Source organism: Bradyrhizobium sp. HKCCYLRH3061 (genome assembly GCF_051168015.1).
Lineage (GTDB): Bacteria > Pseudomonadota > Alphaproteobacteria > Rhizobiales > Xanthobacteraceae > Bradyrhizobium.
In genome coordinates, this window is the sequence record NZ_JBNPUE010000003.1 from 43,896 (window position 1) to 63,043 (window position 19,148).

Consider the following 19,148-nt stretch of genomic DNA (forward strand, 5'->3'; position numbering starts at 1 on the left):
CCGGTTTCGTGAGAGCCACGAGGAGACTTGCTGCACCATGGCATTCGCCACCCATCTGGCCCGGCAGATCATCAATGCTGTCGCGCTGCTGATCGCCGTGCTGGTGCTCAACTTCTGCCTGATCCATCTTGCTCCCGGCGATCCCGTCCAGGTGATCGCCGGCGAGATGGGCGGCGCATCGGCGGAGGTCGTCGCGGCACTGCGGGCCAAATACGGCCTCGACCAGAGCCTGTTGCAGCAGCTGTCCATCTATCTCGCGAACGTCGCCGTCGGCGATTTCGGCTACTCCTACTACTTCAACCAGCCCGTGCTCGGACTGATCCTGCAGCGGCTTCCGGCAACGCTCTATCTGACCCTTTGCGCCTTGTCTGGAGCGCTCGCGATCGGCACATTGCTCGGGGTGGTCAGCGCGCGGCGGCCGAACGGCCCCATCAGCCACGCCGTCACCGTGGTCTCGCTGGCGGGCTATGCCGCGCCGATCTTCTGGACCGGGCTGATGTTGCTGCTGCTGTTCGGCTCGGTATGGCCGATCCTCCCCGTGGTCGGAATGACCGACGTGGTGAATCCCAAGCAGGGCTTCGCCTACGCGCTCGATGTCGGCCGCCATCTGGTGTTGCCTTCGCTGACGCTCGCGCTCGTGTTCATCGCGCAATACAGCCGGCTGGCGCGGGTGAACATGATCGAGGCGCTGTCGGCCGACTATGTCAGAACCGCCCGTGCCAAGGGGCTCCCGGAATGGCTGGTCGTCGGCAAACACGCGTTGCGCAATACGCTGATCCCGATCGTCACCGTCGCCGGCCATCAGTTCGGCAATCTGTTCGCCGGCGCCGTGCTGGTCGAGACCGTGTTCAGCTGGCCCGGCATGGGCCGGCTCGTGTTCGATTCCATCCTGCGTCGCGACTATCCGACCCTAATGGCGGTGCTGTTCTTCTCTGCGCTGATGGTGATGACCGCCAACATTCTAACTGACGTGGTCTACCGCCTCGTTGACCCGCGAATCCGGACAGGACGGCGATGACGGTGATCGAGAGCACCTCGCAGGTGTCGACGTCGCCGGCCGATCTGCCCGCGCGAACCGCCGCGTCGCCGGGCCGCCTGGCGCTGCGGCAGTTCATTAAGAGCCCGTCGGGCGTCGCCGGCGCCTGCATGCTGATCCTGATCATTCTGGTGGCCGTGGTCGGGCCATCGCTCTATCCAGTCGATCCGCTCGATCTCGTCGGCGCCCCGTTCATGCCGCCGGATGCCGATGCCTGGTTCGGCACCGACTATCTCGGACGCGACGTCCTGGCCGGCCTCATCCATGGTGGGCGCGCGACGCTCGCCGTCGGCGCCGTCGCGGCGCTCATCACGATCGCGATCGGGCTCGTCATCGGCGCGGTCGGCGGCTTTTTCGGCGGTGCGATCGATGCCACCATGGTCAAGATCACCGAGTTCTTCCAGATCCTGCCGCCATTGCTGTTCGCGATGGTGCTGGTGACACTGTTCGGGCCGAAGCTGACCACGATCACGCTTGCGATCGGCGGCGTGAGCTGGACCTCTGTGGCGCGGCTGACGCGGGCGGAATTCATGCGGCTGCGCGATCTCGATTTTGTCAAGGCGTCGCGCGCGGCGGGCGCCTCCAACGCGAACTTGATCCTGCGCGTGCTGCTGCCCAATGCGCTGCCCGCGGTGATCGTGTCGGCGACGCTGGCGATCGGCGTCGCGATCCTGTTCGAGGGCGGGCTGAGCTTCCTGGGTCTGGGCGACCCGAACGTCATGAGCTGGGGACTGATGCTGGGCCAGAACCGCAACTACATTCTCGATGCCTGGTGGGCGGTGATGTTCCCGGGAGCGGCGATCTTCCTTGCGGTGCTCGCGATCAGCCTGGTCGGCGACGGTCTCAACGACGCGATCAATCCGCGTCTGCGGCGGAGGTCGTGATGAGTGCGCTGCTCGAAGTGGATGATCTCAACGTCAGCATGCGCAACGGGGCCGGCCGCCTCGTCCCGGTGATCGAGAACCTGTCGTTCACGGTCGCACCGGGGCGGACCCTGGCGCTGGTCGGTGAATCCGGCTGCGGCAAGAGCATGACGGCGCTGGCCCTGATGCGGCTGCTGCCGGAGGATTTCGTCATCACCTCCGGCCGCATCGTGCTGGAGGGCAGGGACGTCCTGGCGTTGCCGCCGAAGGAGATGCGGAGCCTGCGCGGCAGCGCCATGTCGATGATCTTCCAGGAGCCGATGACGGCGCTCAATCCACTGTTTACCGTGGGTGATCAGATCGGAGAGGTGCTGCGCTGGCACCAGGGGCTCGATTGCGCGGCGGCGCGCTCGCGCGCCATCGAGCTGCTCCGCGCCGTGCAGATTCCCGCGGCCGGGCAGCGGATCGATGCCTATCCTCACCAGCTCTCGGGAGGCATGCGCCAGCGCGTGATGATCGCGATGGCGCTGGCCGGGCGGCCGAAGCTGCTGATCGCCGACGAGCCGACCACCGCGCTCGACGTGACCGTGCAGGCGCAGATCTTCGACCTGCTGGCCGAGCTGCAACGCAGCACCGGCACGGCGATCCTGCTGATTACCCACGATCTCGGCGCGGTCGCAGAGCTCGCGGACGAGATGCTGGTGCTCTATGCCGGACGCTGCATCGAGGCGGGGGCCGCGGACGCGATCGCGACAACGCCGCGTCATCCCTATACGCGGGGTCTGCTGAACTGTGTTCCGCACCTCGCCCTTGGCGAGCCGCCGCGGCCCTGGGTCGATCTCGGCGAGATCCCCGGCATGGTGCCGCCACTCGGCGCGCGCGGTGCCGATTGCGCCTTTCTCGCAAGATGCGCGCTGGCCCGCGACATCTGCCGTGCGAAGCTGCAGCCTGCGCTCGAGCCGATTGCCCCGGGGCACGCCGTGTCGTGTTGGCGCAGGACGGAGATCGCGGCATGAGCATGGCGGAAGCCATCCGCGGGACAGGCGCCCAAGAGGTGCTGCTCGACGTCAACGACCTCGTCGTGCATTTTCCGGCCGGCCGCCGCCATGGCAAGCCGTCCTTCGTGCACGCGGTCGACGGCGTCAGCTTTCGCGTTCGCCGCGGCACCACCTTCGGCATCGTCGGCGAGAGCGGCTCGGGCAAGTCGACCACCGCGCAGGCCGTGATGCGGCTGGTGCCGGCGACATCCGGCCAGATCGTGTTCGGCAACCGCGACATTGCGGGCCTCACCGGCCAGCCGCTGCGCGAGGTGCGGCGGCATCTGCAGATCGTGTTCCAGGACCCGTTCTCGGCGCTCAATCCGCGCCGCCGCGCGGGCGATCAGATCCGCGAGCCCCTCGATCTGCTCGGAATCGGGACGCGCAGCGAGCGCGACGAGCGGGTGCGCAGGCTGCTGGCCGAGGTTGGATTGCCGCCGCAAGCCGCCGACCTGTTTCCGCATCAGTTTTCCGGCGGCCAGCGCCAGCGTTTGTGCATCGCTCGGGCGATGGCGCCGGAGCCCGACCTGATCGTCTGCGACGAGGCGGTGTCCGCGCTCGACGTGGCGATCCAGGCGCAGATCCTCAATCTGTTGAAGCGGCTGCAGCGCGAGCGTGATCTCACTTACATTTTCATCTCGCACGATCTCGGCGTGATCCAGAAATTCTGCGATGAGGTCGCGGTGATGTATCTCGGCAAGATCGTCGAGCAGGCGCCGGCGGCCGACATCTTCGCCGCGCCCCGTCATCCCTATACGTGGTCGCTGATTGCGGCCGCCGCGCCGCCCGGCCCGATGCGTGAGGACCTGAAGCGCCGCTATCTCGTCAAGGGCGATCCGCCGAGCCCGGTCGACCCGCCGCCCGGCTGCCGTTTCGCGCAGCGCTGCCCGATGGCGATCGACGAATGCTCGCAGCGGCTCCCCGTTCTGGATGCGATCGGATCACATCATTACGTTGCGTGCCACCGTGCTGCCGAGCTGCCCTGAGACAAGCGGGCCGTGCAATCGCGCGATATCAGCTCGGCGCACGCGAGCCTGCTCGGCTCCAGCTGGAGTGTAATTCGGAAAATCAAAAATATGTTTTCCGCGGAGATCATGCTCCAACAAAGGGATGAGATCATGATGCGCTTCCGCCGAAACGCATCTTGGGTCAGTGCCTTGGGCTGGCGAACAAAGTCGTCTCCAATCCGATGTGGTCCGAGAGATAGTCCTGCGGGCCGGGGGTGACGACCCAGCGAATGCGTGACTTGAAAGCGCGCCGGCGCACACGCGAGACGTCGAGATTGAAGCCGTGAAATGCAGTCGCACGTTCCATGAACAGGTAGTCGATCCTGGATCCGGTGGGATTCGCGTCGTCCGGCTGCATGTCGTCGCAGTAGTAATCGACATCGTCCGACATCGTTGGCGTGGCAAGGGCCGGATCGTAGGCTTGCCGATATGCCTCGCTGGCGCGATAGACCTTACAGTTGGTATTGAAGTCGTTGTAGATCGGCTCGTCGCCCTCGCCGTGACGGTCGGTCAAACCATCGCTTTTCATCGTATCGAACGGGACGGTCCACAGGTCATAAAAGCCGGCCTGCTCCATCGCCGCGACCAGATTGTGGTATTCGTCGGTGTCCGCGCCGATGTTGAAATCTCCGGCGACAATGGCCACGTTGGATGGAAGGTGCGTCGCCTTGATGAAGGCAATCAACTCGTCAATCTGCCTGCGCCTGACGTCGATCTTCTCCGCGTCGGTCGGGCCGGGCGACAGAAGGCCGCCGTCGCCGGCATAAACATGCGTCGAATATAGCTCGATCGCACCAAAGCCAACCGGGATACGCGTGAGCTGCACCCCCTTGTTCGCCCATTTGTCGGAATCGAACATGTAGCTCATCTCGCATCCGCCGGGCATGACTCGCGACACGCCGTCCGCGGCATAGACATGCCCGCCGCCATTCTCGATCGTCCGCGTCGGGCTGAGTACGAGAATCCCACTCTGCAGCTGCTTGTAGGCGAGGGAGCCGGTCGGTCCCTCGACATGCTGCGCGGTGCCATGTGCCAGGATCTTATCCCTCGTATCCTGGTCCCAAGCCTCGACCAGCGATACGAGGTCGTAGGCGAACACCCTCCGGCCGATTTCGTCGGCGCGCTCGGGGATAACCGGCTTCTCCATGGCGCTCACTTCGAACACGCCAAGTACCGGCTCGACCATCTGCATCAGCAGCTCGAATACGACCTCCTCCGGGATCGAGAAGAGGCTTATCAGCCAGTCGAGGTCGGAACTGAGATGTTCGATGATGTATCCGCCGAGCGAGAGGCAGTCGCCCGCCAGCTTGCAGGCATCGTTCAGCGGGTTGACGGAAACGCCGCAGACTTCCACGATCGGTGGGAAGATGCGGTCGCAGACATCTCCGATGTCGGCCCCGACCATCTCCAGTGCCTTGCCGATGAACTCGGCCGACGAGACCCCGAGACAAGCCGCGAAGTGGCCCACTCCCCCGGCAGCGGCGACGATCTCCTTCAGTCCGATCTTCGCGCGCAGGCACCAGATGTTGTAGTGCAAGAATGAAATTCGTGTCGTGGAGGGGCCCGACAGGCGCCAAGCTGCGTCGGCGAACGAAGCCGTCGGCAGGGTCGTTCCCGGTGCCGCTCCGGGGTAGCGCAGCCTGGACAAGAGGCTGTGCAGCGACTGCGGCGGGTGAAGTGCGTCGGCCTGCTGCGCGAGCTGATTGAACGACGTGGTGGGCATGCGCGCGTCCTCCTGACTGGTGAATCAGCTTGCCTGGAAGCGGTAGGCGAGCGTCGGCCAGGACAGCCAGCGTTCCGGCGCCCGTCTGACCTCCTGTTCGATCTTCTGGTTCACCCAGGCAGCGAGATCCTCCGGCTGCTTGCCGGCGGTGGGCAGTGTCGCCACCACCTCCACACGGTTGTCCCTGGGCGCTATCAGCGCCAGCGTGTAGCCGTTGCGGATCGCAAGCCTCAGAATGGCGGCCGGGGTCTTGGCGGGGCGCCCGAAGAATGGGCTGCGGATGAACTCGGTGCCCGGATGAATGTTGTCCATCATCGCGAACACGTTGCGGCCTTCGCGCATGTACGCGGCGAGCGCCGCCGCACCGCCTTCGGCCCGGAAGTTCAGTGTGGTGCCTGCGTCCTTCAGCTCGGAGAGCCAGGGAGCATCATTCGAGACCAGAACGATCACACGCTTTTTTTCTGCAGTGCCGAGCAGGCTCGCGAGCTCCGGGAAGTACCATCCGACAATCAGCAGCTTCTCCGATGCCGGCAGGTTCAGATCGATCTGCCGTGTCTTCCATGCACTTAGATTGCTCATGGCATCGAGCCAGGCCCGCTGATGAGCCGAGCCGAAATCGGCGCGGGCGCGAGGATGGGGGGCGGCGAGCAGCTTGCCTGCCCAGGCAAAGGCATGGTCCGCGCAGGCCGGAACCGACCTCTCGACTGCGTCGACCTTCAATCCGTGAATGCCGCTCAGGACGGTGTGCAGATCATTGGGCATTTCAAGACCCCGCCAGTTCGCATGTTCTAAGCGCGGCCTGTCACGCGCCAGAACATCCTACTTGATAGCTAACGGTCGCAGGCGCCAGCCGATGGAGCGTTGACGTGAATCAACCCGCGGCGGCCGAGTTGACGATATTTTAAGTTACATCTTCAACGGGAGGCGGCGAACATGACGAGCGACATCAAACTCACCGACACGTCGGTCATCCTGGAAGGATCAACGACTGTGCTGCAGAGCGGCAACGTCAGGATTCCCGTCGACGCGCAGGGCTATCCCGGCATGCTCAGAATCGAGTTTGACGGCGCGGAGGCCCACGCGGGGCGTCTCTTGCTGGCTCCGGCCTGGCTGGGGCGAGCGATGATGGTATGCAACGTCGAGACGGTGCAGCTCCAGAGCCCGAAGGTGCCCCCGGCGGCGCGCGCGGCGCTCTCGCACTCCCAGGCAGACGAACTTGTTCTCAACGATGGCAAGCATTACGCGGGGGGCGTTTCGATTCACGGTGCTGCGAAACTCGAAGACGTGACCGTCAAAGGCGCCGCGCGGTTCGAGAAAACCGTTGCCGCTCCTGACGGAATTGTGGCCGGTGGCGTTACGATCGCAGTCCCCGCAACGCCTGCACTGCAACCGGGTCCAGTTGCGAGTTCCCACACCAGCATGGAGATCAACTCGTCGACCATTCGTGTGACCACGACCCATGTCGGGATGATCGGGCATCAACCCGCGCCGGACGTCCTCGACCTGGTCGCGGAGATCCGCAGCCTTCGCGACCGGGTGGCGGCGCTGGAGAAGAAGGCCGGGGTTCCCGTGCCGGCCTAGCCTCGAGAGCCTCCTCGCCTTGGTCGCGCCGTGGCAAAGCCAAATGTCATGTGTTGGCGTGATCCAACACCGTACCATGTCGGATGATCGCGAGCTTCATCAAGGTCGATTCCTCACCGCTGCAAACCATCTCTTGGAATGTCCAGTCAATGGCCGTACGTTGGTGGGCGGGACGGAATTAGCCCAAAGCAAACACCGTGGAGAACAGTTGGTCTGATGGATGAGGACGACCAGAGCGATCAAATCTCCCTCATCGAGCGGCGGATCGAACAGCTTGCCGAAATGGCCGAGCGGTGTCGAAAGATCATCCTGGCCTCGAAGATCGTGATATCCGGCGGCGCCGCATTGCTGCTCGGGGCGGTACTAGGCCTGCTCGGGTCCAATGCGGTCGTCGTCCTCGGGGCGATTGCCGCGGTGCTCGGCGGCATCGTTTCGCTCGGATCGAACGTGAGCACCTTGCGACAGACCATGGCGGCGATGGCTGCCGCTGAAGCGCTGCGCGCGGACCTGATTGGCAGCATCGATCTTCGGCTGGTCGGCGAGGGGCGAGCGTAGCCCGAAATGCGATGGCTGCGGTCGCAACTACCGACATGGTCCGTCCATGAAGACTGACAGGGAGACCACATGCTCAAGGGGATCGATCCGCTGCTCAATGCCGACGTGCTCTACGCGCTCAGAGCGATGGGGCATGGCGACCGTCTCGTGATCTGCGACACCAACTTTCCGGCGGATGCGATCGCGCGGCAGACCGTCTTCGGCGAGTTGCTGCGCATCGACAATGTGAGTGCGGCCAGGGCCGTCCAGGCGGTGCTGTCGGTTCTTCCGCTCGACACCTTCATCGAAGATGCCGCCATCCGGATGGAGGTCGTCGGCAAGCCGGAGGAGGTGGCGCCGGTGCAGCAGGAGGTCCAGGCGGTGACGAACAGCGCCGAAGGCAGGCCGTGGCCGCTGGTCGGCGTCGAGCGCTACGCATTCTATGAAATGGCCAAGAGCGCCTACTGCGTGATCGCGACCGGCGAGCGCCGGTTCTACGGCTGCTTCATCTTCAGCAAGGGCGTCATTCCGCTGGATGGCGCATAGCGATCACGATGCCGGCTGGCGCGCCGCATCTGGGCAGGGGTGTGCATGCCGGTAGGTCGCGATCGGTCATCCGCCTCGCGTTCGACGCGTCGCGCCCGCCGCGGCTCAATGGGCGTCGGGGGAATCGACCCGGCGAGAGGTCGGTCTTGCATGTCGCTGCGCTCATGGCGGCTACGGGACTGGTCACGACGGCAGAAAAGGGAGGCCAGCGCCGGGCGAGCGCCACGAGACCTCGCCCGGTGCCGCGCCGAGGTTTCAATCAGAAGCGGCCTCAGCGGCAATTCCAGGTCGTGCCCTGCGCGCAGACCGCGTTCGGGCTGTCGCCGCCATAGACCTGATAGGGGTATTCGCCCTTGCGGTAGTAGCCATAGGCGTGGGGGTTCACGCCATAGTAGGCGGGAGCCTCGTAATAGGCCGGGCCGCCATAGACCGGACCATCGTAGTAATCATAGGCGTCGCGGCTTGCGGCGATCGCAAGACCGGTGCCGATGGCTCCGGCCGCCAGCGCCGCGCCGACGGCAGCGCCACCACCGCCGTGCCAGCGCCCATTCCGAGCGTCGGCGCTGGTCGGGGTCAAGGCGCCGATCGCGAGTGCAGTCAATGAAGCGATTGCGGCCGTGCGGCCGAGCAGAGATTTCTTGGTCGACATGTCAGGCCTCCAGTGAAGTGCGCCGTGATCGGCGGATGTCTTGAGGTGTCCGGCTCTGCCGAGAACTGTTGACGACTGTCAGAAGCGGGGCATGCCGGTAGACGGATGATCAGTTGCCGTGCTGGATCCGACTTCGCTTCAGGTGCCAGCGGCGCTCCCAAAGTGAATGTCAGGGTCCACCGCATTAGAACCGCTGCTGCCCTTTGGAGTTCCGGGTCGCCGACCGAACTTGTGCGCGTCGTCGAATCGCCGTGGAGGTGGGTCTGTCGGCGGATTGACTTCCTGGAACCTCGACGTTACGTCTCCGGCGTCAGCAGGAGCCACTGATCGACCGTCTCGCAAGGGCCGCCGAAGCGGCTCGAAAGGTGGACGGGTGGATATCAGCGAGCCTGCATCGCAGCCTGGATGGGACGCGCGTGGTGAACTACGCGCAAAGCGTGGATCAAGACGCCGCAGCGCGCGTCATCGAGCACCTCATGGCGCGCGGCCTGATCCAGGGCAACAACGCTTTCGGCCAGGCCGACCCTGGCCTCTACGAAGTCGTCTCGACGCTCGAGCGAAAGAGCTGACGACCCGACCACGAGCGCTCGTCCATGAACAGATGCACCGGCCCGCTTGCCTGCGCCGTGAGGATGAAGCGACGGGTCGCCGCAACACCGGCGGCCCCCACGCAAAGCATGCGTTGACGGACGAAATACCGTGCGCAAGACAACTGATCGATCGCTCAGCGCCAACGTGCTCCATCCGCTCACCGACCGTCCTGCATGAGCTTTTCGAAGCGGAAGAAGTCGCCGTCGTCAGGCATGCCTTGCAGCGGCGGCTGGTGCGGCAGCGGGTTGTAGGCGTTGTAGTACTCGACGATCTTGAAGCCGCATTTGTTGACATAGAAATGAATGTTGCGCTTCTCGAAATAGGGCGTGAACGTCTGCCACACCTTGGTGTCCGGATAGCGCGCCTCGATCGCGTGCCAGGCCCTTTGCCCGATGCCGCGGCCATGCTGCCGGATCGAGATGTAGAACAGATCGAGCGAATTGTGATGCGAGATTGGATCGATGGTCAGGACGGCGCCGCCGACGGGTGTGCCGTCCAACAGGATTTGATATGTCACGGCGCCCGCCGCGTTGACTGACTGTTCGATGTCGTCGTCGGAGGGGATCGATTGGTCCGGGACCGAGCCGACCTCGTCCATCACGGCGGCCGAGAAGGCCTCCTGCAACTCTCTCTTGAAGCCCTGCAGATTCCGGTTGTCCGCGATCTCGAGTGTCACGCGGCTCTCGCCGATGTCATGAGTCAAAGGCTCTCCTCGCTCCAATAAGCTGCCTATGCGACCTGCGCCACGTGATGTGAACGTCATCAAGCTTACCGCCGTCTGACATGGGCCGAACGGAATCGTCTGGTCGCGCCAGGCGCAAGCGCAGTTTGCCCGCCGGCAGGCGTGCGGATCCGGCCGATGTGCACGACGGGCAATCCTCGCATGCCCTCCATGCGCCAACTGGCCGTCGTGCCAGTTTGTCGCGGACTTCTCCCTTGTCACGTCGGGCAAATCACCTCCACATTTCCGGACATCCCGGCTCGCTGAAGAGGGACGTTTCGCGATCGTCACGAGCGTCGAGCCGGAAGATGCGATGGGCGTGTTGCTCCGCAGCCTGGTGTCACAGCCGAGCCGACGAACGGAGCGACGCGACGGCGAAATCGTGTGGTCCTGGCATCGCGGTGCTGATGCCAAGCCGGCGGTGATGATCCGCAGGCGACGGGGGCAAGACAGCCGTTCCCCGGGGAGAGCTCGTATAAGCTGTCAAACCGTCGCGCAGGGAAGGCCGGATATTGGGCTGAACCTGTGGTTCTGCCGCGTGCTTCTTGTTGCACGCGGACCGCGGGTATCAGCCGATACCCGGTCTTCCCTGCGCCTCTTCTTCGTAGGAGAGGTCAACTCCATGCAAAACTCGGGCGTACGCCGCCGCGAGATCGCTCGGCCTTGTCTGCAGATCGATCGCCCGAAGGAGGGAAGTGGTGGTGACGATGTCCCGCGCCGGCGTTGCGCAGGCTTCCTGCATCGGCGTCGTGTCAGCCCATCGTCGCGAGCCGCAGCGCCAGCGCGCAGGCGCGGTCGTATTCGTCGAGGTTGATCCATTCGTCTGTCGTGTGCGGCTCGTTCTGGCCGGTGCCGAAGGTCACGGTCGGGATGCCGTGGCGGACCATCCAGTTGGCGTCGAGGCCGCCATTGCCGGCGCGCAAGGTCGGCGTGGCGCCGATGTCGGCGACGGCCGCGGTGGCGCGCTTGACGACGGGCAGGGTCTCCTTCATCCGGAACGGATGATAGTCGGTCTCGGCCTTGAACTTGACGCGGCCGGACTTGCCCTCGCTGTTGGTGACCTGCTTGGCCGCCTTCTCGAAAGCCGTCTTGTAGGCCTTGGTGATCTCGCGGATGAATTTGGCATCGTGGCTGCGGCATTCGCCGCGGACGTGGACGTAGTCGGTCACGACGTTGGTGGCGTCGCCCGCGGGGCGGCCTTCGCCGCCGGTGACCGGGCCGACATTGCTGGTGCCAAGCCTCGCGGCCTTGCCCTTGCCCTTCACCACCTTGCCGAACCAGCCGCCGGCTTTGACGTCGGCGAGCGCGAGCGCCAGGATCATGGTGGCGCTGATGCCGCGCTCAGGCGCGACGCCGGCATGCGAGGCGCGTCCGAAGATCTCGACCTCCCAGCGGTCGGCACCGACAGCCCCGATCGTGACGGCGGAGGCGGAGCTGCCGTCGAAGTTGAACGCCATCTCGGGCCCGCCGAGGTCGTCGGTGTTGACGTGCCGCGCGCCATAGAGCCCGCTCTCCTCGCGCACGCAGAACAGCAGGGTGATCGGCGGATGATCGAGCCTCTCGCGGATCAGCTCGGCCGCGAGGGTGACGAGAATGCCGCAGCCGCAGCGATTGTCGCCGCCGAGCGCGGTCCTGGCCTGATTGACGATCTTGCGGCCGGAGATCTTCGGCTGCGCGCCGGCGCACAGCGGCACGGTGTCCATGTGGGTCATGAACATGACGCGCGGCTGGTTGTGCATCGTGCCGCGGCCGGGCAGCTCGACGATCAGGTTGCCGGTCTCGGTCGGCAGCGGAATCCGGGTGTTGGCATCATCGAGCCGCATCGCCTTGGCCGGGACCCCCGCCTGCTTCAGCGCCGCCATGATCTCGCGCCCGATCGCCTTTTCCTGTCCGGTCACGCCCTGCACGGCGAGAAAACGCATCAGACGATCGGTGGCGGCGGCGGTGTCGACGGACATGAAGCGATTCCCATGATGAACGATGTGCCCGGAGCATCCAGCCGGGCGGCCGGTTGCGCAAGAGGGCTCGCATTGGTTTCGCCGCCTGACTCTTTTCCGATGCCTCGATCGTCTTCATGTCATCTCGACATTGGAGCATCATCATGAGCCTGAAAGACAAGACGATCGTCGTCACCGGCGGAAGCCGCGGCCTTGGCCTGGGAGTCGTGGAGGCCCTCGTCGATCGCGGCGCCAAGGTGACCGTCGTCGCGCGCGGAACCGGCGCGTTGAATGCCGTCGCCGCCCGCCTCGGCGTGGCCACGATCGCGGCCGACGTCACCGACGAGGCCGCCGCGCATCGCATCGTCGGCGATATCCGCCCCGACATCCTGGTCTTGAACGCCGGAACGACGCCGCACATGGACCGGCTGGATCGGCTGAGGTGGGAGGATTTTTCGATCGCCTGGGACACGGACGTCAAGGCGGGCTTGTACTGGATCCAGGCGGCGCTCAAGCTCCCCCTGAAATCAGGAAGCCGCGTCCTGGTCGGATCGAGCGGCGCGGCGGTGGGCGGTTCACAGATGTCAGGCGGCTATGGCGGCGCCAAGCGCATGCTCTGGTTCATGGCGAAATACGCCAACGGCGTGTCGCAGGACGACAGGCTCGGCATCCGCTTCCAGGCGATCGTGCCGCGCATGATGATCCTCGGCACGGGAGTGGGGGATACGGCCGCGGGCGCCTATGCGGGCGCGATGGGCATTACGCCGGAAGCGTTCGTCGCCCGTTTCGGCGCGCCGATGCCGCCGCGCGCGTTCGGCGACCGCGTCGTCTCCGTGCTGGAGGACCAGCGCTTCGCCGATGGTGTCGTGTTCGGTCTGAACGGCGACGACGGCGTGACGGTGATGGAAGGAGCGGCAGCTTGAGTGACGGCGGACATGCTTCGCCCGGCGTGCGCAGCGCCGAGCTCGTGGCCCTGGCGGAGCAGCTGCGGCCGGAGCTGCATCGCTATTGCGCGCGCCTGATGGGCTCGGTGATCGACGGCGAGGACGTCGTGCAGGACACACTGACAAAAGCGCTCGTCGCGGTGAACGAGATGCGCGACGTCGCGATGCTGCGCGCCTGGCTGTTCCGGGTCGCGCACAACCGGGCGCTCGACTTGCTGCGCAGCCGTGTGATCCGGGCTGCCGAACCGATGGAGGCGGCCGACGGCGTCGCCGACGACACCGTGCCCGATGCCATGGAGATGATGATGCGCGAGGAGGCGGTGCGGACCGCGGTGTCGCGCTTCGCGGAGCTTCCGATCACTCAGCGCAGCGTCCTCGTTCTGAAGGACGTGCTCGACGAGCCGCTCGCCGACATCGCGGCGCTGCTCGGCCTGACGGTGGACTCGGTGAAGGCGCATCTCGCCCGCGCCCGGGCGCGGCTCTCCGAGATCAACGCTCTGGCCGAGGCACGGCCGGCGGCGAGACCCGCCTCCGATGCGGTGACACGCTATGTCAGCCTGTTCAACCGGCGTGATTGGGACGGCCTGCGTGCGCTGCTGGCGCACGACGTCAAACTGCACCAGTCCACTCATCCCGTCCGTGTCGGCTCGGCCGATGTCGGGATGTTCTTCAGCATCTATGCCGGGATGGACGGCGTCTGGCTGGCGCCGGCCCGGCTGGAGGGCCGGGAAGTGATCGCCGTGTTCGAACGCCCGGGCGATCCGCAGCCCAGCTACTTCATGTGGCTGAGCTGGCGCGACGGCAAGATCAGCTTCATCCGCGACTACCGCTACGTCCGCTATGTCATGGCCGATGCAGAGCTGGCACTCGTCCCGCCGGTCTGAGCACCCAGACCTGCAAGGGCTTGATCCACATCAACGAGGGACGGCCGCGCCAGGAGCATCTTTTGTTAACAGAGGTCTGAGATGCAGCTCTTCAACTCGACGAGGGACTACGGCGCGATTCCGCAGACGCTGCATTGGCTCACGGTCGTTCTCGTGGCCGTCGCCTGGGCGCTTGGGGTGTTCGGTGACGTGCTGCCCAAGGGCGCGCCGCGCGAGTCCGGCCTGCTCGTCCATGTGACGGCCGGGATCGCGATCCTCATGCTTCTGGTGGTGCGCCTGGCTTGGCGGCTGGCCGACCCATCTCCGCCGCCGGAAGCGACCGAATTCGCCACATGGATGGGAAAGTGGCAGGATCCGGCCGCGCGTTTCGCGCACTACGTTCTCTATGCGCTGCTCTTTGCCGTGCCCGTCATTGGCATCGTGTTGCAGTTTGCGCGCGGCGAGTCCTTGCCGCTGTTTGGCATCGCCGAGATCGCGTCGCCCTGGCCCAAGGATCGCGCGTTTGCTCACAACGTCAAGGAAGTGCATGAAATTCTCGCCCACACCCTTGTCATCGTGGCCGCAATGCATGCGGCCGCCGCGCTGATCCATCACTGGATCTTCCGGGACCGGACGCTGCTTCGCATGCTGCCTCACTCGGACGATTAGGGAAGGCGACACGCCTGTCGGAAATCATGGATTGCACCGGTCGCTTCCGCCGCGGCCGTCAGAGCCGTCTCGTGTCGAGCTGTGAGGTGGCGTCGCGGTGCCGTCGATGCGGGCATTGTTTCGAGAAATTGAAGACCCAATTCGGTCCAGGCGCCATTATCAACCGGCCTGCGAGCCGCCACATCGGCGTCACGAGCATCCGGTGGGCGCGACCCTCACGTCACGAGGACGGCGCCGAGGCAGCAAACGCGCCCGATGCCGTGGTCGTGAGGAGCGAACGGTGGACGGACAGCAAGCGCCGGGCGGATTCCGGCCGGGCATTGTGCATAAGGAGCGTTCGCCGGCGGACCCGCGCGCCACACCCAGGGGGGCCGCTGGACGTGCGCTGTGGCCGCTCGCCGGGCTCGGCCTGATGATCGGAATGCTCGTCGCGCTGCCATGGATGGTCGAATATGTGACCGTCGGCCAGTATCTCGTCCACACCGATGACGCCTATGTCAGGATGAACGAAGTCCCGGTCAGGTCGGCGGTGTCCGGCCGGGTCAGGGACCTGCTCGTGACCGACAATCAGGAGATCGTTGCGGGACAGGTTCTGGCACGGATCGAGCACCGGGACGAGCGCGCCGCGACGGTCGCGCTGAACGACGTCATCGCTCCCGTCGCCGGCGTCGTGGCCGCAAGCGGTCTTCATGTCGGGGACGTCGTGACGGCAGATCGGTCGTTGATGGCCGTGGTCACGCCGGGCGAGCCCGATATCATCGCTGCCCTCGCGGTCTCCGAGATCACCTATGTCGCGATCGGACAGGCGGTCACGATCGACGTGCCGGGCCTGCCTTCCATCCGGCTGTATGGACATGTTGCGGACGCCGAGCTGATCGGCGCGTCGTCCGGCTCGGACGACGAGGACCGGATCGCGCTGAAGATCCGCCTGCCGAGGGCGGCGATGCCCACCGGATTGAGATCGGGCATGGCGGTCGGTGCGACGATCCTGACTGGCCTGACCGGGACGGAGCGGATGGTTTCGCAGATCCTGCGGGAGAGGGCGCGGAAGAGCTGTCGCTGCGAGCAGGATCTCCAACCCGCGTCGATGCAGCGGCGCATCTGACCATGACCATCCCTGCGCAACCTCGAATGCCGCCGTGAACTTGGTAGAGAGGGACCTTGCGCGCGCCCAGCGAACGTGCCGCCGGTCTCAATCGCCCGCATCATGCGCGTTGATGACCGCCACGAAGGCCTCGCCGTAGCGCGCGAGCTTGACCGTGCCGGCGCCGGGGATGCTGGCGAGCTCCGCGACGGAGCGTGGATGGCGGGCCGCCATCTCGGCCAGCGTCTTGTCGTGGAAGATGACGTAGGGCGGGACGTTCTGCGCCTTGGCGAGCTCCATCCGCCGCACGCGCAGCTTGTCGAACAGGTCGCGATCGATGTCGGGAAACGCCGCGGCAGTCTGCCGCTCCCGGGCCTTGCGGTCGCGCTTCGCCTTCTTCAGCACGCGCAGGCTGAGCTGCGGCCTGTCGCGCAGGAACTGGCGGCCTTCGGGCGAGATCGACAGGCCGCCATGGCCGGCGACGTCGACGCTGATCAGGCCGTGGGCGACGAGCTGGCGGACGATCGAGCGCCAGGCGTTGCGATCGTGCTCCTTGCCGATGCCGAAGGTCGAGAGCTTGTCATGGCCGAGCCGCTCGATGCGCTCGTCGCTCTCGCCGAGCAGCACCGCGACGACATGCGCCTGGCCGAAGCGCTCTCCGGTGCGGTGGATGCAGGACAGGAGCTTCTGCGCGGCGATGGTGCCGTCGAAGGTCTCCGGCGGATCGAGGCAGATATCGCAATTGCCGCACGGCGCGCAATCGTCGCCGAAATAGCGCAGCAGCACCTGGCGGCGGCACTGGCAGGTCTCGGCGAAGCCGAGCAGCGCATCGAGCTTGCGGCGCTCGGTGCGCTTGCGCGCATCGGGCGCGTCGGACTCGTCGATGAAGCGGCGGCGCAGCGCGATGTCCTCGGCGCCGTACAGCATCAGAGTCTCGGAGGGCAGGCCGTCGCGCCCGGCGCGGCCGGTCTCCTGATAGTAGGCCTCGATGCTGGAGGGCAGGTCGGCATGAACAACGAAGCGCACGTCGGGCTTGTCGATGCCCATGCCGAAGGCGATGGTGGCAACCATGATCAGGCCCTGCTCGAGCTGGAAGCGGCGCTGATTCTTCTCCCGCGCCTTCATCTCCATGCCGGCATGATAGGGCAGCGCCGGGAAGCCGTGATCGCTGAGCGAGGCCGCGACCTCCTCGGTCTTGCGCTTCGACAGACAATAGACGATACCGCTCTCGCCCTCGCGCGATTTGAGGAAGGCCAGCATCTGCTGCATGCTGTTGACCTTCTCGGCCGCGCCATAGCGGATGTTCGGCCGGTCGAAGCCGGCGATGAAGCTGTTGCCGTCGCCGATGGCGAGATGCTCGACGATCTCGGCGCGGGTCGGCGCATCGGCCGTGGCGGTGAGCGCGATGCGCGGTATGGTGGGGAACAGCCCGGCGAGGCAGTCGAGGGCGCGGTATTCAGGCCGGAAATCATGGCCCCATTGCGAAACGCAATGCGCCTCGTCGATCGCGATCAGCGACAGTCGTGCGGTCTTGAGGCGCTCGAGGTTCTCCGCCTTGAGCAGCGTCTCCGGCGCCATGTAGAGCAGGTCGAGCTCGCCGCGCTCGATGTCCTGCCACAGCAGATCCTTCTCCGCGCCCCAGAGCCGCGAGTTGAGCGCCGCGGCCTTCACGCCGGCTTGCCGGAGCGCCGCGACCTGGTCCTCCATCAGCGCGATCAGCGGCGAGATGATCAGCCCGAGGCCGGGACGCGCCAGCGCCGGAATCTGGTAGCACAACGACTTGCCGCCGCCGGTTGGCATCAGCACGAAGGCGTTATGGCCGGCGATCACGTGCTCGACGATGTCGCGCTGCCGTCCGCGAAAACTGTCATAGCCGAACACGGTCTTGAGGATCGAGAGCGGATCGGCGGCCATGGCAACGCACTTCTTCGACGGACGGAGGGACTGGATAAGTCCCGTCGCAGCCCGCCGCCGTCAAGCGAAAGCTGCCCGTTGGCGCGCATTTCGGCCAGGCGATGCATGGGGCGGGGGACAGCGGCAGGGGGCGCGTTGGACAAGCCGAGGAGTTATGGCAGAATCGACTTGCATCGCATTATGCTCCTATCCTGATACGCGCATGGGCTCCCGGGGTGAGCTGACATGACCAATCGGATCATCACGCTGGCCACGCTGAAGGGTGGGAGCGGCAAGAGTACGGTCGCGACCTGCCTAGCGGTGCATTGGCACCTCGCCGGGCGCAGGGTGGTGCTGGTCGATGCCGATCCGCAGCGATCGGTGGTGCGGCTCGCCGAGCGGGAGCGTGCGCTCGCCGGCCTGCGCGTCGTCGAGGATGCCACCGAAGGCGTTTGGCGCACCGCCAAGGAGCTCGCAAAATCGGCGCTGGTGATCATCGACACGCCGGGGTTCCGCACGCCCTCGACGCTCGGCGCCTTGGCCGCTGCCGATCTCGTGATCGTTCCGGTGAAGCCGTCGCCGCTGGATGTCGATGCCATGCTCGACACGCTTGCGATCCTGGTCAACGGCATCAAGGGCTGGCGGCCGCTGTTCCGTTGCCTGCTGACGCAGACGACGCGGGAGTCGGTGATCGCCAAGCACATTCGCGTGGAGATCATGAAGGCCGGTTTTCCGCTGCTCGACAGCGAGATGCAGAACCGCGTCGCCTATCCGGAAGCCGCGCTGTATGGCGCGACGCCGGAGCTGATCGACGAGGGCGGGCGCGCGGCGCAGGACATCGCAGCGATCGCCGACGAGATCGATCGTCTGTTCCTCCAGGAGGCCGCGGCATGAGCCGCAAGCTGCCGAAAGCGGTCGGCCGGACCATGGGGGAGATGCGCGGCACCGGCGCTGATGGCAACGACGCTGCGGTCGCGGAGGGCAAGAGCGCGAACGCCAAGGCCGCGCCTGCGGATGCCGGTTCGGACCCGGTCGACGAGGTGATCGCGCCGGCGCTGGTGCCCGGCGTGTCGTCGGCGGTCGTGCCGCCGCACCGGCAGCGCGGCCAGCTGATCGTCGAGCGCTATGCCGCCTATGCCGCCGCGGGTGGGCTGATCCCGATTCCCTTCGCCGGCCCCGTCGGGGTCGGGCTGATCGTGCTGCATATGCTGAAGAAGCTCGCCGAGGAGTACAGCGTGCCGTTCCAATACGATCAGGCGCGCCCGATGGTTGCCAGCCTGATGGCGGCTGCGGCGCCTGTGGTGGCGGGCGGCCTGACCACGGCGGCGCTGAGTCGTGTGGTGCCCGGCGCCAACCTGTACGGGATCGCGGTGTTCTCGCTGACGGCGATGACCACCACGCGCGTGCTCGGCGGCATCTTCCTCGATCATTTCGAGCAGGGCGGCAGCCTTGCCGACCTCGGCGCGTGAC

General features: G+C 65.8%; 20 protein-coding genes. 14 read left to right on the forward strand and 6 right to left on the reverse strand.

The window, feature by feature from the left end; all coding sequences use genetic code 11:
• Nucleotides 1–37 precede the first annotated feature (37 nt).
• From ACQR2C_RS07035 to ACQR2C_RS07050, 4 genes are read left to right on the forward strand one after another with little or no spacing between them, the layout of a single operon-like run.
• Nucleotides 38–1,018 (forward strand): ABC transporter permease, encoded by a 981-nt coding sequence (locus ACQR2C_RS07035; protein ID WP_434880803.1) that lies wholly within the window; start codon nt 38–40, stop codon nt 1,016–1,018.
• Nucleotides 1,015–1,920 (forward strand): ABC transporter permease, encoded by a 906-nt coding sequence (locus ACQR2C_RS07040; RefSeq protein ID WP_434880804.1) that lies wholly within the window; start codon nt 1,015–1,017, stop codon nt 1,918–1,920. Before ACQR2C_RS07035 ends, ACQR2C_RS07040 begins: the two co-directional genes overlap by 4 nt.
• Nucleotides 1,920–2,915 (forward strand): ABC transporter ATP-binding protein, encoded by a 996-nt coding sequence (locus ACQR2C_RS07045; RefSeq protein WP_434880805.1) that lies wholly within the window; start codon nt 1,920–1,922, stop codon nt 2,913–2,915. Before ACQR2C_RS07040 ends, ACQR2C_RS07045 begins: the two co-directional genes overlap by 1 nt.
• Nucleotides 2,912–3,922 carry an ABC transporter ATP-binding protein gene (locus ACQR2C_RS07050; RefSeq protein WP_315805006.1) on the forward strand — a complete coding sequence of 337 codons (1,011 nt, stop codon included), beginning with the start codon at nt 2,912–2,914 and terminating at the stop codon, nt 3,920–3,922. Before ACQR2C_RS07045 ends, ACQR2C_RS07050 begins: the two co-directional genes overlap by 4 nt.
• Nucleotides 3,923–4,085: 163 nt before the next feature.
• On the opposite strand, the gene ACQR2C_RS07055 is transcribed toward ACQR2C_RS07050, so the two are convergent.
• Both ACQR2C_RS07055 and ACQR2C_RS07060 read right to left on the reverse strand, forming a co-directional pair.
• The gene (locus ACQR2C_RS07055) at nt 4,086–5,666 is read right to left on the reverse strand and encodes an endonuclease/exonuclease/phosphatase family protein (RefSeq protein WP_434839054.1); all 1,581 of its coding nucleotides are present in this window, start codon (nt 5,664–5,666) and stop codon (nt 4,086–4,088) included.
• Between the two features lie 24 nt (nt 5,667–5,690).
• The gene (locus ACQR2C_RS07060; protein ID WP_434839055.1) at nt 5,691–6,428 is read right to left on the reverse strand and encodes a hypothetical protein; all 738 of its coding nucleotides are present in this window, start codon (nt 6,426–6,428) and stop codon (nt 5,691–5,693) included.
• Between the two features lie 171 nt (nt 6,429–6,599).
• Between ACQR2C_RS07060 and ACQR2C_RS07065 the strand changes: the two genes are divergently transcribed.
• The 3 genes from ACQR2C_RS07065 (at nt 6,600) to ACQR2C_RS07075 (ending at nt 8,327) form a co-directional block, all read left to right on the forward strand.
• Entirely contained in the window at nt 6,600–7,247 is a 648-nt protein-coding gene (locus ACQR2C_RS07065) for a hypothetical protein (protein ID WP_315804987.1), read from the forward strand.
• Nucleotides 7,248–7,463: 216 nt separating this feature from the next.
• Nucleotides 7,464–7,802 (forward strand): hypothetical protein, encoded by a 339-nt coding sequence (locus ACQR2C_RS07070; RefSeq protein ID WP_434839056.1) that lies wholly within the window; start codon nt 7,464–7,466, stop codon nt 7,800–7,802.
• 69 nt (nt 7,803–7,871) lie between these two features.
• Nucleotides 7,872–8,327, forward strand: a complete 456-nt coding sequence (locus tag ACQR2C_RS07075; protein WP_434839057.1) for an RbsD/FucU family protein — start codon at nt 7,872–7,874, stop codon at nt 8,325–8,327.
• A gap of 271 nt (nt 8,328–8,598) precedes the next feature.
• On the opposite strand, the gene ACQR2C_RS07080 is transcribed toward ACQR2C_RS07075, so the two are convergent.
• Nucleotides 8,599–8,976 (reverse strand): hypothetical protein, encoded by a 378-nt coding sequence (locus ACQR2C_RS07080; RefSeq protein WP_315804984.1) that lies wholly within the window; start codon nt 8,974–8,976, stop codon nt 8,599–8,601.
• 416 nt (nt 8,977–9,392) lie between these two features.
• On the opposite strand from ACQR2C_RS07080, the gene ACQR2C_RS07085 reads away from it, so the two are divergent.
• Nucleotides 9,393–9,545, forward strand: coding sequence for a hypothetical protein (locus ACQR2C_RS07085; protein ID WP_315804983.1), 153 nt, complete (start codon nt 9,393–9,395; stop codon nt 9,543–9,545).
• Between the two features lie 179 nt (nt 9,546–9,724).
• Here the strand turns inward: ACQR2C_RS07085 and ACQR2C_RS07090 are convergent, their stop codons facing one another.
• Entirely contained in the window at nt 9,725–10,330 is a 606-nt protein-coding gene (locus tag ACQR2C_RS07090; RefSeq protein ID WP_434839088.1) for a GNAT family N-acetyltransferase, read from the reverse strand.
• A gap of 710 nt (nt 10,331–11,040) precedes the next feature.
• Nucleotides 11,041–12,246: a M20/M25/M40 family metallo-hydrolase gene (locus ACQR2C_RS07095; protein ID WP_315804982.1), complete on the reverse strand. Its 1,206-nt coding sequence runs from the start codon at nt 12,244–12,246 to the stop codon at nt 11,041–11,043.
• 143 nt (nt 12,247–12,389) lie between these two features.
• On the opposite strand from ACQR2C_RS07095, the gene ACQR2C_RS07100 reads away from it, so the two are divergent.
• The 4 genes from ACQR2C_RS07100 to ACQR2C_RS07115 all read left to right on the forward strand — a co-directional run bounded on the left by ACQR2C_RS07100 (nt 12,390) and on the right by ACQR2C_RS07115 (nt 15,806).
• Nucleotides 12,390–13,148 carry an SDR family oxidoreductase gene (locus tag ACQR2C_RS07100; RefSeq protein WP_316239063.1) on the forward strand — a complete coding sequence of 253 codons (759 nt, stop codon included), beginning with the start codon at nt 12,390–12,392 and terminating at the stop codon, nt 13,146–13,148.
• Entirely contained in the window at nt 13,145–14,053 is a 909-nt protein-coding gene (locus ACQR2C_RS07105; RefSeq protein WP_316182723.1) for a sigma-70 family RNA polymerase sigma factor, read from the forward strand. Before ACQR2C_RS07100 ends, ACQR2C_RS07105 begins: the two co-directional genes overlap by 4 nt.
• 81 nt (nt 14,054–14,134) lie before the next feature.
• Nucleotides 14,135–14,701, forward strand: a complete 567-nt coding sequence (locus ACQR2C_RS07110) for a cytochrome b (RefSeq protein ID WP_315804979.1) — start codon at nt 14,135–14,137, stop codon at nt 14,699–14,701.
• Nucleotides 14,702–14,903: 202 nt separating this feature from the next.
• The gene (locus tag ACQR2C_RS07115; protein ID WP_434880806.1) at nt 14,904–15,806 is read left to right on the forward strand and encodes an HlyD family efflux transporter periplasmic adaptor subunit; all 903 of its coding nucleotides are present in this window, start codon (nt 14,904–14,906) and stop codon (nt 15,804–15,806) included.
• A gap of 87 nt (nt 15,807–15,893) precedes the next feature.
• On the opposite strand, the gene recQ is transcribed toward ACQR2C_RS07115, so the two are convergent.
• Nucleotides 15,894–17,699, reverse strand: coding sequence for a DNA helicase RecQ (recQ, locus tag ACQR2C_RS07120; protein ID WP_434880807.1), 1,806 nt, complete (start codon nt 17,697–17,699; stop codon nt 15,894–15,896).
• Between the two features lie 225 nt (nt 17,700–17,924).
• Between recQ and ACQR2C_RS07125 the strand changes: the two genes are divergently transcribed.
• Both ACQR2C_RS07125 and ACQR2C_RS07130 read left to right on the forward strand, forming a co-directional pair.
• Nucleotides 17,925–18,572: an AAA family ATPase gene (locus ACQR2C_RS07125; protein WP_434880808.1), complete on the forward strand. Its 648-nt coding sequence runs from the start codon at nt 17,925–17,927 to the stop codon at nt 18,570–18,572.
• Nucleotides 18,569–19,147, forward strand: coding sequence for a hypothetical protein (locus ACQR2C_RS07130; RefSeq protein WP_434880809.1), 579 nt, complete (start codon nt 18,569–18,571; stop codon nt 19,145–19,147). Before ACQR2C_RS07125 ends, ACQR2C_RS07130 begins: the two co-directional genes overlap by 4 nt.
• Nucleotide 19,148 lies beyond the last annotated feature (1 nt).

What these genes read in the sequence shown, in the direction of transcription:
- ACQR2C_RS07060 (WP_434839055.1), bottom strand. Translation starts at nt 6,428, where the DNA reads ATGCCCAATGATCTGCACACCGTCCTGAGCGGCATTCACGGATTGAAG.
- ACQR2C_RS07045 (WP_434880805.1), top strand. Translation starts at nt 1,920, where the DNA reads ATGAGTGCGCTGCTCGAAGTGGATGATCTCAACGTCAGCATGCGCAAC.
- ACQR2C_RS07090 (WP_434839088.1), bottom strand. Translation starts at nt 10,330, where the DNA reads ATGACGTTCACATCACGTGGCGCAGGTCGCATAGGCAGCTTATTGGAG.
- ACQR2C_RS07100 (WP_316239063.1), top strand. Translation starts at nt 12,390, where the DNA reads ATGAGCCTGAAAGACAAGACGATCGTCGTCACCGGCGGAAGCCGCGGC.
- ACQR2C_RS07095 (WP_315804982.1), bottom strand. Translation starts at nt 12,246, where the DNA reads ATGTCCGTCGACACCGCCGCCGCCACCGATCGTCTGATGCGTTTTCTC.
- ACQR2C_RS07070 (WP_434839056.1), top strand. Translation starts at nt 7,464, where the DNA reads ATGGATGAGGACGACCAGAGCGATCAAATCTCCCTCATCGAGCGGCGG.
- ACQR2C_RS07040 (WP_434880804.1), top strand. Translation starts at nt 1,015, where the DNA reads ATGACGGTGATCGAGAGCACCTCGCAGGTGTCGACGTCGCCGGCCGAT.
- ACQR2C_RS07075 (WP_434839057.1), top strand. Translation starts at nt 7,872, where the DNA reads ATGCTCAAGGGGATCGATCCGCTGCTCAATGCCGACGTGCTCTACGCG.
- ACQR2C_RS07050 (WP_315805006.1), top strand. Translation starts at nt 2,912, where the DNA reads ATGAGCATGGCGGAAGCCATCCGCGGGACAGGCGCCCAAGAGGTGCTG.
- ACQR2C_RS07035 (WP_434880803.1), top strand. Translation starts at nt 38, where the DNA reads ATGGCATTCGCCACCCATCTGGCCCGGCAGATCATCAATGCTGTCGCG.
- ACQR2C_RS07065 (WP_315804987.1), top strand. Translation starts at nt 6,600, where the DNA reads ATGACGAGCGACATCAAACTCACCGACACGTCGGTCATCCTGGAAGGA.
- ACQR2C_RS07130 (WP_434880809.1), top strand. Translation starts at nt 18,569, where the DNA reads ATGAGCCGCAAGCTGCCGAAAGCGGTCGGCCGGACCATGGGGGAGATG.
- ACQR2C_RS07055 (WP_434839054.1), bottom strand. Translation starts at nt 5,666, where the DNA reads ATGCCCACCACGTCGTTCAATCAGCTCGCGCAGCAGGCCGACGCACTT.
- ACQR2C_RS07125 (WP_434880808.1), top strand. Translation starts at nt 17,925, where the DNA reads ATGACCAATCGGATCATCACGCTGGCCACGCTGAAGGGTGGGAGCGGC.
- ACQR2C_RS07110 (WP_315804979.1), top strand. Translation starts at nt 14,135, where the DNA reads ATGCAGCTCTTCAACTCGACGAGGGACTACGGCGCGATTCCGCAGACG.
- ACQR2C_RS07080 (WP_315804984.1), bottom strand. Translation starts at nt 8,976, where the DNA reads ATGTCGACCAAGAAATCTCTGCTCGGCCGCACGGCCGCAATCGCTTCA.
- recQ (WP_434880807.1), bottom strand. Translation starts at nt 17,699, where the DNA reads ATGGCCGCCGATCCGCTCTCGATCCTCAAGACCGTGTTCGGCTATGAC.